The organism is Parvibaculum indicum (genome assembly GCF_011762095.1).
GTDB classification, from domain to species: Bacteria; Pseudomonadota; Alphaproteobacteria; order Parvibaculales; family Parvibaculaceae; genus Parvibaculum; species Parvibaculum indicum.
Genome location: NZ_JAASQO010000005.1, coordinates 119,924 through 132,516 on the forward strand (window position 1 = coordinate 119,924; position 12,593 = coordinate 132,516).

A 12,593-nucleotide genomic window follows, 5' to 3' on the forward strand; every position below is an offset into this window, starting at 1 on the left:
AAGGTAATGGAACACCGGTTGCGTGTCCATGATGCGAGACGGGCTCATCCGTTCCTCACACGCGGTGATAGGGATGGCCTGCGAGAATGGTGATCGCCCGATAGAGCTGTTCAGTAAGCATGACGCGCGCCAGCATATGAGGCCACGTCATTTTCCCGAAACTCACCAGATGGTCGGCGCGCTCCCGGATTTCCGGCGCAAGGCCGTTGGCGCCGCCGATCAGGAACACAGCCTCAGGCGTGCCTTCGTCGCGCCAGGCGCCGAGACGCGCCGCGAAGGCTTCGCTGCCCTCGTTCCTGCCGCGCTCGTCCAGCGCAATCACACGGGCGCCGGGAGGGACATGGGCAAGCAGCAGTTCCGCTTCGCGGGCCATCAGCGCCGCGCCTTCGAGGCGTTTTTTCTCCTCGACTTCGGTCAGCGCGGCGGACGAAAAACCGATGGCGCGTCCCGTAGCGGAAAGACGCGCCAGATAATCCTCGACGAGTTGTTGTTCGGGGCCGGCCCGCAAGCGGCCGACGGCGCAGATCCGCAGCCGCATCGGGTAACAATATCTCCCACCCTGCCTTCATTCAGGCAGCGCTTGCATGGAGGACGGGCGGCGGAGCGCCGGACGTCAGTGATGCTGGGCGTCTGGCGGAATATCCGCGGCCCACATCTTCTCCAGTTTGTAAAACTCGCGCACTTCAGGCCGGAAGATATGAACGATGACGTCTCCGGCATCGATCAATACCCAGTCCGCCTGGTTGAGGCCTTCCACATCGGCCTTGCCGAAGCCCGCTTCCTTGAGCTTGCGGACAAGATGGTCGGCCACGGCGCCGACATGGCGCTGCGAACGCCCGCTGGCGACCACGAGATGGTCGGCCATGGGGGTCTTGCCTTGCAGGTCGATGGAAACGATGTCTTCGGCCTTGTCGTCGTCAAGGCTGGCAAGCACCGCCGCCAGCATGGCCGAACTCTGTTCGCTCTCGGCGGGGGCCGCGTCATGCGTTGCCGCCGTTGCGCTGGAAGCGGGAATGTCGCTCCCGTCGTCCGCCCTTTCGGGCATGCGCTGGACCGTCTGGTCCCTGGGTTCAATGCTCAGGAAAATACTCCCTTTGGTCTCCCGAACTTAAGACAAGCAGGTCTTTGCCTGCCCTCCAAAGATAAAGCCCCGTCCATGTCGTTTCAATGAGCGTGATTTTACCGCTCTGTGACAGGGACTTACGGGTATTCACCCTGTTTCCCGGCCGGTGGGCCAGCCCTCGCTTTCGCGGATTTGCGTTGCCGAGAGCGAACTCACCGGGCCCTCCAGAAAGCAGAGCGCGGGCGTTCCGGCGGTGGCGAGGCGGCGGGCGTCGCCGGTATCGAGGGTCGCGTCGCGCAGCGCCTGTGCGGCGGGCGAGAGGCGTGCTTTCAGCGTGTAGCCGGGCCGCGGATAGATCGCGATCGGGATCATGCGCGTCAGCTCCTTCCAGCGATACCAGCGCGGCAACTGGATCATGTTGTCGGCGCCCATCAGCCAGACGAAATGCACATCCGGGTGGAGGGTGACGAGCGAGGCGATGGTATCGACCGTGTAGCGCGTTTCCAAGCGGCGCTCGATATCGGTCACGCAGATGCGCGGATCGCGCGCCATGGCGTGGGCGGAGGCGAGACGCTCGGTAAGGGAGGCCATGCCCTTTTCGGGCTTCAGCGGATTGCCGGGCGAGACGAGCCACCAGACGCGGTCGAGGCCGAGGGCACGTATCGCCATGCGCGAAACCAGGAGATGGGCTTCATGGGCGGGGTTGAAGGAGCCGCCCAGCAGGCCGACGCGCAGGCCCGGCGTCAGCATTTCGTCTCGTCTGTCGTCGCCTGCGCCGGGCGGGGTGATCTCGCCTGTCATGGTGTGTCGGTCATGATGTGCGTGTCATGGGCGTCAGGGCCGGGTCTGGCCGTCGCCGCGCACCAGATATTTGAAGCTGGTGAGCTGTTCGAGCCCCACGGGCCCGCGCGCATGGAAGCGGCCCGTGGCGATACCGATTTCCGCGCCCATGCCGAATTCGCCGCCATCGGCGAATTGCGTCGAGGCGTTGTGCAGCAGGATGGCGCTGTCGATATCGTGAAAAAAACGGCCCGCCGTCTCTGCGTTGTTCGTCACGATGCATTCGGTGTGATGCGAACCGTAGCGTTCGATGTGATCGATGGCGCCTTTGACGCCGTCGACCAGCTTCACCGAAATGATGTTGTCGAGATACTCGGTGGACCAGTCCGCTTCCGTGGCGGGTTTTATCTGCTTGGCCGCCAGGTGAATTTCGCCGTCCACGCGCACTTCGCAACCTTCCGCGATCAGCGCCTCCACGATGGGCGCCAGATGCGTGTCCGCGCAGGCGCGGTCTACCAGCAGCGTTTCCGCCGCGCCGCAAATGCCGGTCCGGCGCAGCTTGGCGTTGAGTACGATGTTGATCGCCATGTCGAGTTCCGCGTCGCGGTCGACATAGACATGGCAGATGCCTTCCAGATGCGCGAAGACGGGCACGCGCGCCTCTTCCTGCACACGGGCGACGAGGCTCTTGCCGCCGCGCGGCACGATGACGTCGATATTGCCGTTGAGGCCGCGCAGCATTTCGCCCACGCAGTCGCGATCCTGAACCGGTACGAGCTGGATGGCGTCTTCGGGCAGGCCGGCCGCTTGCAGCCCTTCAACCAGAGAGGCGTGGATGGCGTGGTTGGAGCGCACCGCTTCCGAGCCGCCGCGCAGGATGGCGGCATTGCCCGCCTTCATGGCGAGCGCACCCGCATCCGCCGTCACGTTCGGGCGGCTTTCATAGATGATGCCGATGACGCCCAGGGGCGTGCGGATCCGCTGGATGTGAAGGCCGTTGGGCCGGTCCCATTCGGCAATGGTGGTGCCGACGGGGTCGGGGAGCGCGGCGATGTCTTCCAGTGCCTTGGCAATCGCTTCCACACGCTCCTTGTTGAGCGTGAGCCGGTCCACCAGCGCGCCGGAGAGGCCGCGCTCGTCGGCGGCTTTCAGGTCGGCGGCATTGGCTTCCAGAATGTCGTCGATATTGGCGCGGACGCACATGGCGGCGGAGAGAAGGGCGGCGTTCTTCTGCTTCGTCGTGGCGCGGGCAAGGGTGCGAGCGGCGTCGCGTGCGCGCATGCCGATGTCGGACATCAGCCCGGGAATGTCGGCGTGGTCGCCTTTCATTTTCACAATCGTCACGGCTCTAAATCCCTGAACCCGTTGGTTTCGTCTCTATCGGCCCGTCAAGCTAGCGCAGAGCAGGCGGGCCGCCAAATGCGGGTTGGCCGGTTGGCCGTCGCATTCGACTTTTGCGTCATTGCGAGGAGCAGAGCGACGAAGCAATCCAGTACTGCGTCTGCGGCCTCTGGATTGCCGCGCGCCCTGACGGGCGCTCGCAATGACGACGACCTTGCGGCGCTCCCCGGTTCATTCCGGCAGGCCGGGGCGCTTCAGCACCAGATCATCGCGATGGATCATCTCCGCGCGGCCCGAATAGCCCAGCAGTTCCTCGATCTCATGGCTCGAATGGCCGATGATCTCGCGTGCGTCGCGGCTGGAATAGGCGCTGAGGCCGACGGCGATTTCATGGCCGTCGCCGTCGCAAACGCTGACGGCGTCGCCCCGGTCGAATTCTCCCTCGATGCGGGTAATGCCGGCCGGCAGCAGGCTGCGGCCCCGTTCCAGCGCGGCCACCGCGCCATCGTCGATGACGAGCGTGCCGAGCGCCTTCAGTGTGCCGGAGATCCAGCGCTTGCGGGCGGCGCGGGGGGTCGCATGCGCCTCGAACCAGGTGCAACGGGCTTTGCCTTCGCGCAGGGCGCGCAAGGGGTGCTCCGCGCGGCCATTGGCGATCAGCATGTGGCTGCCGCCCTCGGTGGCGATGCGGGCGGCGGCGATTTTCGTTTTCATGCCGCCGCGGGAAAACTCGCTTGCCGCGTCGCCGGCCATGGCTTCGATGTCGGGCGTGACGGCGGGCACTTCTGCGATATGGTCCGCGCCCGGGGTGCCGGGCTGCGCGGTATAGAGCCCGTCCACATCCGAGAGCAGGACGAGCAGGTCGGCGGAGATCATGGCGGCCACGCGGGCGGCGAGGCGGTCATTGTCGCCATAGCGGATTTCGGTCGTCGCCACCGTATCGTTTTCGTTGACGACGGGCACCGCGCCCATGCGCAGCAGCGTGTTCATGGTGGAGCGCGCATTGAGGTAGCGGCGGCGCTCTTCCGTTTCGCTCAGCGTGAGCAGGATCTGGGCGCAGGACAATTCATGACCGGAGAGGATTTCCTGATAGGCATGGGCGAGCGAGATCTGTCCCACCGCGGCGGCGGCCTGGCTTTCCTCCAGCTTCAGCTTGCCGGAGGGCAGGTTCAGTGCATGGCGGCCGAGCGCGATGGAGCCGGAGGAAACGATCAGCACTTCCTGTCCCGCATGGCGCATGGCGGCGAGATCGTCGATCAGCGCTTCCAGCCATTTCCGGTTCAGCTTGCCGGTCATGCTTTCGGTGAGCAGCGAAGAGCCGATCTTCACCACGATGCGCTGGGCGGTTTCGAGGCGTCGTGAAATCAAGGATGCCACCCCTCGTCTTCGCCGTCGGCATTTTCGGCTTCCCGTTCGGCCTTTTCCGCCGCGCGGGCCGCGTCCACCAGGTCGGCGACCCTGTGCAGGATCCTGTCCACGCCTTCGCCGGATACGCCGGATATGATCTCGATCTTGCCGCCGCTCGCCTCTTCCAGCGCCTTGCGTTTTTCCTCGCGGTCTTCGGGCAGCAGGGCGTCGGCCTTGTTGAGGCAGAGGATTTCGGGTTTTTCCGTCAGGCCCGCGCCATAGGCGTCAAGCTCCTCGCGGATGACGCGATAGGCCTCCGCCACGTCGTCGCCGGTGCCGTCCACGAGATGGATCAGCGCGCCGCAACGTTCCACATGGCCCAGAAACCGGTCGCCCAGCCCCACGCCTTCATGCGCGCCCTCGATGAGGCCGGGAATATCGGCCAGCACGAAGCTGCGCGCCTCCACCCGCACCACGCCGAGATTGGGATGGATGGTGGTGAAGGGGTAGTCGGCGATCTTGGGTTTGGCTGCGCTTACCGCGGCAAGGAAGGTCGATTTGCCCGCATTGGGCAGGCCGACGAGCCCGGCATCGGCGATGAGCTTCAGCCGCAGGATGATCGTCTTTTCGATGCCTTCCTGGCCGGGATTGGCGCGGCGGGGGGCCTGGTTCACCGAGCTTTTGAAATAGGCATTGCCGAAGCCGCCATTGCCGCCGCGCGCGATGATGACGCGCTCGCCCACTTCGGTGAGGTCGGCGATCAGCGTTTCGCCGTCCTCCTCGAAGACCTGCGTGCCGACGGGTACTTTCAGCACCACATCGGCGCCGCGATGGCCGGTGCGGTTGCGCCCCATGCCGTGCATGCCGGTCTTGGCCTTGAAGTGCTGGCGGTAGCGATAGTCGATCAGCGTGTTGAGACCGTCCACGCATTCGACCACCACATCGCCGCCCTTGCCGCCGTCGCCGCCGTCCGGGCCGCCATATTCGATGAATTTCTCCCGCCGGAAGCTGACGGAGCCCGCCCCGCCGTCGCCGGAGCGGATAAAGACACGGGCTTGGTCGAGAAACTTCATCTGTTTTGCCTTCAGGCGGCGTTCCGGCCGGCCTTTGCCTCTTGCTTGAGGACCATGCGCAGCGCATGCACATGCTCGTTGCGGGCCAGCGACCAGCGCTTTTCCTCGCCAGTATAGCGGAAGCCGAGCTTGGTCAGTACACGGCCCGAGGCGTGATTGTCGGCGAAATGGCCGGCAACGATCCGGTCGGGGCCGAATGTTTCGGCGGTTTGCGCGATCACGGCCCGGGACGCTTCGGTCGCGTAGCCCCGGTTCCACCAGGGTTCGCCGATCCAGTAGCCGAGCTCGTATGAGCCGTCATCGAGGTTCAGCGTCCCGCAGGAGCCGATGAGCCGGTCGTCCAGCGTCACGCCATAGCAGAATTCCGTCCCGCTTCTGCGCCGTTCGGGCTGAAGAGCAATCCACTCCTCGGCATCGGACAATTCGTAAGGATGCGGCAGGCGCGCCAGCATGCGGGCGATGTTCCAGTTATCGGCGATCTCGGCGAGCGGGCGTGCATCGGCGGGCCGCAAGGGGCGCAAGATGAGCCGTTCCGTCTTCAACTGTTCCAGCATCGGGTTTCTCCTCCTCCGCCCCCGCCGGGGAGAGCGCATAGAAAAAGGGAGATGGCGACCCATCTCCCTCTTTGAAACCCAGGATGGACGCCACCGGCGAGGTGGCATCCCCGCCCTTGTCAGTCGGCCGCTTTCGGCATGTCCGCCGGTACGACGGACACATAGGCGCGGCCACCCTTGCGGGTACGGAAGGCGACGACGCCTTCGGACTTCGCGAAAATCGTGTGGTCCTTGCCCATGCCGACATTCTCACCCGGGTGCCACTGCGTACCGCGCTGGCGGATGATGATGTTGCCGGGGATGACCTGCTCGCCGCCGAACTTCTTGACGCCGAGACGGCGGCCGGCACTGTCGCGACCGTTGCGGGATGAACCGCCTGCCTTTTTATGAGCCATTTTGTCTGCTCCTTGCTGCCGTTCAGCCGGCGATGCCGGTGATCTTCAGGACGGTGAGGTCCTGACGATGGCCGTTCTTGCGGCGCGAATTCTGACGGCGGCGCTTCTTGAAGATCGTGATCTTGGGACCGCGGGCCTGCTCGACCACCTCGGCGGTGACCTTGGCGCCGTCCACAAGCGGAGAGCCCAGCTTGGTCTCGCCTTCGCCGCCAACCATCAGGACCTCGGCCAGTTCGACCGTGGCGCCGGGCTCGGCATCGAGCTTTTCGACCTGCAGGACGTCGTCTTTTGCGACTTTATACTGTTTGCCGCCGGTCCGGATGACTGCGAACATCGGAATACCACCATGTAAACGAAAAAGGCCGGGCAGGCGCTCAAGGAGCGTCCCGGGCCGAATTGGCGGGGAATATACAGGCCGGCCCTTATGTGTCAAGCCGAAGACGGGGCGAATCCGGCCCGATTGGCCCGGAAATCCTGCTCCGGAGGCTCTAGCGGTCCCGGCGGCCCCAGAGCGGGCTTGCCGTGCGCCAGGCGCAGAGCCCCAGAAAATAGAGGGATGCCGCCGTCCAGAGGCCGAAAGCCCCCGGAAAGGCGTCCGCCGGGGCGATGGCGGCGGGGGTCGCGGCCACTAGCCAGAGGGTGAGCGTGGCCCAGAGCGCCGTCACGGCCAGCGTCAGGGGCCTCAGCATTGCCACCCGGAAAGGGTGGACGAACTTCGCCGGGACGAAGGTGAGAAGCCCCAGCAGGGCGATGATGACGAGATTGGTCCAGGGGCCCGTCGCCGCCAGCCAGAAACAGAGCACGACGAGGTTCCAGGTGGCGGGGAAACCGGAGAAATAATTGTCCCAGGTCTTCATTTCGCGGTTGCCGAAGCAATAGAGCGCGCTCGTCATGATCCAGCCGGCGGCGGGGATTTCCCAGCCCGGCGGCACCAGGCCGAAGCGATAGACCATGAGGGCGGGAATCACCGCATAGGTCAGATAATCGATTACATGGTCCAGAATCGCCCCGTCGAAACGCGGCGCGAACTCGGTGACGCGGAGCTTGCGCGCCATCGGGCCGTCGAAGCCGTCGATCAGGAGGGAGACGCCGAGCCAGATCAGCGTCATGCGCGGATCGCCCGCGATGAGGGCGGCAATGGCCAGAAGCGCGGCGATGACGCCCGACGCGGTAAAGGCATGGACCGCCCAGGCCGCGGCCACGCGGGCCCTGTTCGTCCCTTTGGGGTTTTCAACTGCGTTGTCGTTCCGGTCCATCCGCCCCTCCGCCATGGGCGGTAGTGTAACAGCCCCGGCGCCATCTCCACAGGCATGTGCAAAGGCATGTAATGATCGTGCAATGCGGGGTTGTGCGGCAGGGCATCCCCGGTCTACATTCCGCGCCGTTTCCCGGATCGCGGCGGTTTCGTCGCATCCGCAGCTGCGTCTGGAGAGGTGGCTGAGTGGTTGAAAGCGCCGCACTCGAAATGCGGTATAGGGGTAACTCTATCGGGGGTTCGAATCCCTCCCTCTCCGCCAGACTTTCATTTTACAATCGGCAAGCCCAAGTCGGTATCGTGCAAAGCTGTCCGCACCGAGCGTTTTTCGCTGCTTTTTTTATGTTTTAAATGCCTGAATTTGACACTCGGGCGCCCTTTCAGAGAATAGGGCGGATTTTATCTCCCTGAAGACAGTCGGCCCGCATGAGAATGGGACAAGAGATTCCGGTTTTTTTGATCAATCTGGCGCGGCGCCCGGACCGTCTGGAAACGATGGCGGTGCGTCTTCAGGGCACGCCGTTCGAGCGAGTCGATGCGATCGACGGCCAGGAGCTGTCGTCCACGGAGCTTGCAGCTTATACGGGCGGGAATGGCGAGCCGGCCATTTCGATTTCCGAAGCGGCCTGTGCGCTCAGTCACAGAAAGATATGGAAACAGCTTCTCTCGGAGGATATCGCAAGCGCCTGCATCATCGAAGACGATGTTCTGCTTTCTGACGAATTTCCCAAGCTTATGAAAGATGACGAGTGGCTGCCCGACGGGTTCGACCTCATCAAGCTGGAGACGATGAAGGTCAAAGTCTATCTGGCGCGGGATATCGTATCGCAGGCGGGGGAGAGGGAGCTTCGTTTTCTCAACAGCTTTCACGGCGGCACGGGCGCCTATATTGTGAGCAGGGGCGGGGCGGAGGCCCTGCTGAATGCAACGCACAGCATTGAACGCCCTATCGACAACATGATCTTCGAGACGGCGCGCAAACGCGGTGCCGTGGACGTCATGCAGGTCGTCCCGGCACCTTGCATGCAGGATATGCTGTCGCCGGATGGCGGGTCGGTCAGCGACATTGCTACCGACAGATCCCTGGAGCCGGTGGAGGAAAAACCGCGGGGGCTGAAAAAAATCCTTCGCGAGGGAGGACGTCCCATTCGGCAGCTGGCCGATACGGGGCGGCGTGTGACGAACAGACGGATGGTCGTTCCGTTTATTTAGCGCCGGGGTGCGGGAGCGCGCTGCGGAGCTATGGGAAGAGTGGACATGAGTGTTGCGGGAAAGCTGGACATACCTTTCAACGACAAGCCGAAGCAGCGCCTGAAGGCGAAAGTTCTGGCCCCGTTTCGCGAGAAGTATCGCGAAGAGCGTGCGATGGCGGCTTTGCCGGAAAGGTTGGCGACAACCTTTTTTGTAGCGCTCACAACAGAGGACCGGCGTTTTTTCTATGTCCGTAACTCCAAATGCGGATGCACGACGGTTTCGCAGCTGATCCATGCCTATGTTTTCGGCCGGTTTTTCGAAGGGAATATCCATCTATGTGACGATATTCCCCATGGCCTCGAAAACTGGCGCCTGCATATGGAGGCGCTGGCCAACCCGGACACGACCCGGTTCACGATTGTCAGGCATCCGCTCGACCGTGTGAGGTCCGCCTTCTTCAATTTCTTCATCGACCAGAAAAACATTTCCCCTGAGCAACACATGGGGAACATGGCGGCGCTGGGGCTGGATCTCGAAGATCCGCTTGATCGAAATTTCGACCGGTTCCTCGACTATATCGAGATGAGCTTCGAGCAAAGTCGTCTTTACACGGATCGGCATTGGCGTCCCCAGGTGGATAACATCGCCTATGGCGAGATCGATTACGATTTCATCGGCAAGCTGGAATTTCTGGAACGGGATATACGGCAGGTATTCGAGCGTGCAGGGGCGGTCGACGTTGTCGACAGATTTTTGACGGGCGCCAATTTCAACCGGTCCAGCAACAGGGGGGGCGATGAATTCGAGCCGTCTCCCCGGCAGCTCCGACGAATTCAGGATTTTTATGCCGAAGACTTCGACGCTTTCGGGTACGATTGACGCCGCGCCGCTATATGGGCCCGTGCGCGATGACGGTATGACGCGCTGGGCGAGCTGCGGAGAATAGCAGTCCGCCCGTCACGCCTTGTCGGCCGGTTTCAGTGACGACAGCAGGTCCACCGGCAGCGGGAACATGATGGTGTTGGTCTTGTCGCCTGCGACGTCGTGCAGCGCCGCGAAATAGCGAAGCTGCATCGCGGCGGGTTCCGTCGCCAGTTGACGTCCGGCCTCGACGAGCTTTTCGGCGGCCTGCTGTTCGCCTTCCGCATTGATGATCTTGGCGCGCCGGTAGCGTTCGGCTTCGGCCTGTCTAGCGATGGCGCGGATCATGCTCTCATCGATATCGACATGCTTGATCTCGACATTGGCGACCTTGATGCCCCAGGCATCGGTCTGTTCGTCGAGGATCGCCTGTACGTCGGCGTTGAGCTTGTCGCGTTCGGCGAGCATTTCGTCGAGTTCGTGTTTGCCGAGGACCGAGCGCAGCGTGGTCTGCGCAAGCTGGCTGACCGCCGCCATGTAATCCTCGACATTGAGGATCGCCTTGTTCGGCTCAAGAATCCGGTAATAGAGAACCGCGTTCACTTTCACCGACACATTGTCGCGCGAAATCACGTCCTGGCTCGGCACGTCCACCACGAAGGTGCGCAGGTCGGTCCGCACCATTTGCTGGATCACGGGGATCAGGATCATGAAGCCGGGTCCGGCGACTCGTGTATAGCGGCCGAGCGTGAAGATAACGCCGCGTTCATATTCGCGCAGGATGCGGATGGCGGAGGCCAGAAAGATGACCAGCGCAAAGAGAATGAAGGCAATGAATGCGAAGTTCATGGGGGGCTCCTAACCTTGCGGTTCGCCGAGAATGAGGGTGAGGCCGTCGAGACCGGTGACGGCGATTTCGTCGCCGGGCTTGAGGTCGCGGGGGCCGCGGGCATGCCAGCGCTCGCTCTGGGCGAGGACATATCCCTCGCCCTCGCGCCATTCGACGACGCGCGCCTTGACGCCCGTCATGCCCTCGCGGCCCGTGGTGACATGGCGGCGCTGTTCGCGCCAGACATAGCCCAGCAGCAGGATGAGCAGCAGGCCGGTCGCAATGGTGGTGATGGCGATGACCGACCATGAAAGCTGGAATTCGGGCGCATCGCTGTCGACCAGCATGGTGGCGCCGATGACGAAGGCGACGAGCCCGCCCAGCCCCAGCGCGCCGAAAGTGGGCGTCACGGCTTCCGCCACCATCAGCCCCACGCCGAGCGCGATGAGCGCAAGCCCCGCATAGTCGAGCGGCAGCTGGTTCAGCGCATAGAAACCGAGCACGAGGCAGATCGCGCCGATAATGCCGGGGCCGAAACTGCCCGGATTGGAAAACTCGAAGATCAGGCCGTAAATGCCGATCATCATCAGCACGAAGGCCACATTGGGGTGGCTGATGAGCGAGAGCAGTTTCGTCAGGAAACCGGGCTCGATGGTCCGGACGATGAGGCCCTTGGTTTCGAGCGTCACCTTGCCCGCGCCGGTCACGACTTCGCGCCCGTCGGCCTTTTCCAGCAGCTCGCCGACATTGCCCGCGAGGAGTTCGACGACATTGCGTTGCACGGCTTCGCTCGCGGTCAGGCTTGCGCCTTCGCGCACGGCCTCTTCCGCCCAGTCTGCATTGCGCCCGTGAAGTTCGGCCAGGCCGCGAATGAGCGCGACGGCGTCATTGACGATCTTGTGTTCCATCGCCGTGCCGCCGGACGGGGCCTTGTCGTCCCCGGCGGGCGCGTTGCCGCCATCGGCATCCTTCTGGTCCGGCGTCTTGTCGTCCTCGCCCAGTCCCGGCAGGCCGCCGCCGCCCATCTGTACGGGCGTTGCGGCACCGAGATTGCTCCCCGGCGCCATGGCGGCGAGGCCGGTCGCATACATGATGTAGGTGCCGGCGCTGGCCGCGTGGGCGCCTGCGGGTGCGACATAGCCGATGACGGGAATATCGGCGGTGGTGATGAGCGAGATAATGTCCCGTGTAGAGTCGACCAGCCCGCCCGGCGTATTGATCCGCAGGATGAGGATATTGGCGCGCTCCGCTTCCGCGGTCTCGATGGCTTCGCCGATCTGCTTCACTGTGGCGGGGCCGATGGCGCCGGTAATATCGGAGAGGGCGGCGATGCCGCTGCGCTGTTCCTGCTCGGCCGCGCCGGGCGCCGCGGCCCATAGAAGGAGCCCTGCCAGCGCCAGAGCGGCGGCTGCGAGGCGGCGTATCGTTGCGGGACCGGTTTTCACCTTTTTCTTTCCCTTTATTCCTCCCGGGCGGCCAAGTCTGCCAGAGGGCGGCGACAACACCAAGGCATTCCGGGAATGCGCTCCGCCCGCCCTTGCAGGGCGCCAACGGCTTCTTACGTGTCTTACGGGGCCGTTTTCGGGGGCATCCGGAAGAAGGACCCTCTCAAATGACCGACAGTGTCTATAAAATCGAGGAAATCGTCGGCAGCTCTCCCAAGGGCCAGGACGCCGCCATTGAAAATGCGATCGAAAGGGCGACGAGAACCTTGCGCAACCTCAGATGGTTTGAAGTGGTGGAATCGCGCGGTCATATCGAAGACGGCAAGATCGGCCATTATCAGGTTCGCCTGAAAGTCGCTTTCACGCTCGACTGACCCGTAAGTCAGGGCGCGGCGACCCGCCGCACCCGCCTCCCTTTTACGGGGCTTTGCAGTAGCTTCGGACGGGGCAGATGCG

General features: G+C 63.5%; 15 protein-coding genes and 1 tRNA gene. 4 read left to right on the plus strand and 12 right to left on the minus strand.

The window, feature by feature from the left end; translation table 11 throughout:
• Positions 1-55 precede the first annotated feature (55 nt).
• The 10 genes from rlmH to FHS78_RS08135 form a co-directional block, all read right to left on the minus strand.
• Entirely contained in the window at positions 56-538 is a 483-nt protein-coding gene (gene rlmH, locus FHS78_RS08090) for a 23S rRNA (pseudouridine(1915)-N(3))-methyltransferase RlmH (RefSeq protein ID WP_167093001.1), read from the minus strand.
• Positions 539-613: 75 nt separating this feature from the next.
• Positions 614-1,045: a ribosome silencing factor gene (rsfS, locus tag FHS78_RS08095; protein WP_205305247.1), complete on the minus strand. Its 432-nt coding sequence runs from the start codon at positions 1,043-1,045 to the stop codon at positions 614-616.
• Positions 1,046-1,210: 165 nt separating this feature from the next.
• Positions 1,211-1,864: a nicotinate-nucleotide adenylyltransferase gene (locus FHS78_RS08100; protein WP_205305248.1), complete on the minus strand. Its 654-nt coding sequence runs from the start codon at positions 1,862-1,864 to the stop codon at positions 1,211-1,213.
• Positions 1,865-1,897: 33 nt separating this feature from the next.
• On the minus strand, positions 1,898-3,172 hold the full coding sequence (locus FHS78_RS08105) for a glutamate-5-semialdehyde dehydrogenase (RefSeq protein WP_167093240.1): 1,275 nt from the start codon (positions 3,170-3,172) through the stop codon (positions 1,898-1,900).
• 243 nt (positions 3,173-3,415) lie between these two features.
• A complete protein-coding gene (gene proB, locus FHS78_RS08110; protein ID WP_167093003.1) occupies positions 3,416-4,552 on the minus strand; it encodes a glutamate 5-kinase in 1,137 nt (378 codons plus the stop codon).
• Positions 4,549-5,604, minus strand: a complete 1,056-nt coding sequence (obgE, locus tag FHS78_RS08115) for a GTPase ObgE (RefSeq protein ID WP_167093005.1) — start codon at positions 5,602-5,604, stop codon at positions 4,549-4,551. The genes proB and obgE overlap by 4 nt, the downstream gene beginning before the upstream one ends.
• Positions 5,605-5,615: 11 nt before the next feature.
• The gene (locus FHS78_RS08120; RefSeq protein WP_167093008.1) at positions 5,616-6,158 is read right to left on the minus strand and encodes a GNAT family N-acetyltransferase; all 543 of its coding nucleotides are present in this window, start codon (positions 6,156-6,158) and stop codon (positions 5,616-5,618) included.
• A 119-nt stretch (positions 6,159-6,277) separates the two neighbouring features.
• Positions 6,278-6,553 (minus strand): 50S ribosomal protein L27, encoded by a 276-nt coding sequence (gene rpmA, locus FHS78_RS08125; RefSeq protein WP_167093010.1) that lies wholly within the window; start codon positions 6,551-6,553, stop codon positions 6,278-6,280.
• A 22-nt stretch (positions 6,554-6,575) separates the two neighbouring features.
• Positions 6,576-6,887, minus strand: coding sequence for a 50S ribosomal protein L21 (gene rplU, locus FHS78_RS08130; protein ID WP_167093012.1), 312 nt, complete (start codon positions 6,885-6,887; stop codon positions 6,576-6,578).
• Positions 6,888-7,041: 154 nt separating this feature from the next.
• Positions 7,042-7,809, minus strand: a complete 768-nt coding sequence (locus FHS78_RS08135) for a CDP-alcohol phosphatidyltransferase family protein (protein WP_167093014.1) — start codon at positions 7,807-7,809, stop codon at positions 7,042-7,044.
• 171 nt (positions 7,810-7,980) lie between these two features.
• Between FHS78_RS08135 and FHS78_RS08140 the strand changes: the two genes are divergently transcribed.
• The 3 genes from FHS78_RS08140 (at position 7,981) to FHS78_RS08150 (ending at position 9,881) form a co-directional block, all read left to right on the plus strand.
• Positions 7,981-8,070: transfer RNA gene (locus tag FHS78_RS08140), tRNA-Ser, on the plus strand.
• Positions 8,071-8,264: 194 nt separating this feature from the next.
• Positions 8,265-9,020: a glycosyltransferase family 25 protein gene (locus tag FHS78_RS08145; protein WP_167093016.1), complete on the plus strand. Its 756-nt coding sequence runs from the start codon at positions 8,265-8,267 to the stop codon at positions 9,018-9,020.
• Between the two features lie 153 nt (positions 9,021-9,173).
• Positions 9,174-9,881, plus strand: coding sequence for a sulfotransferase family 2 domain-containing protein (locus FHS78_RS08150; RefSeq protein WP_167093018.1), 708 nt, complete (start codon positions 9,174-9,176; stop codon positions 9,879-9,881).
• A 78-nt stretch (positions 9,882-9,959) separates the two neighbouring features.
• Here the strand turns inward: FHS78_RS08150 and FHS78_RS08155 are convergent, their stop codons facing one another.
• Both FHS78_RS08155 and FHS78_RS08160 read right to left on the minus strand, forming a co-directional pair.
• Positions 9,960-10,712, minus strand: a complete 753-nt coding sequence (locus tag FHS78_RS08155) for a slipin family protein (protein WP_167093020.1) — start codon at positions 10,710-10,712, stop codon at positions 9,960-9,962.
• Positions 10,713-10,721: 9 nt separating this feature from the next.
• The gene (locus FHS78_RS08160) at positions 10,722-12,137 is read right to left on the minus strand and encodes an NfeD family protein (protein WP_343041941.1); all 1,416 of its coding nucleotides are present in this window, start codon (positions 12,135-12,137) and stop codon (positions 10,722-10,724) included.
• Between the two features lie 167 nt (positions 12,138-12,304).
• Here FHS78_RS08160 and FHS78_RS08165 point away from each other — a divergent pair, with 167 nt between their 5' ends.
• Complete coding sequence (locus FHS78_RS08165; protein ID WP_167093022.1) at positions 12,305-12,511, plus strand: dodecin; 207 nt, start codon at positions 12,305-12,307, stop codon at positions 12,509-12,511.
• Positions 12,512-12,593 lie beyond the last annotated feature (82 nt).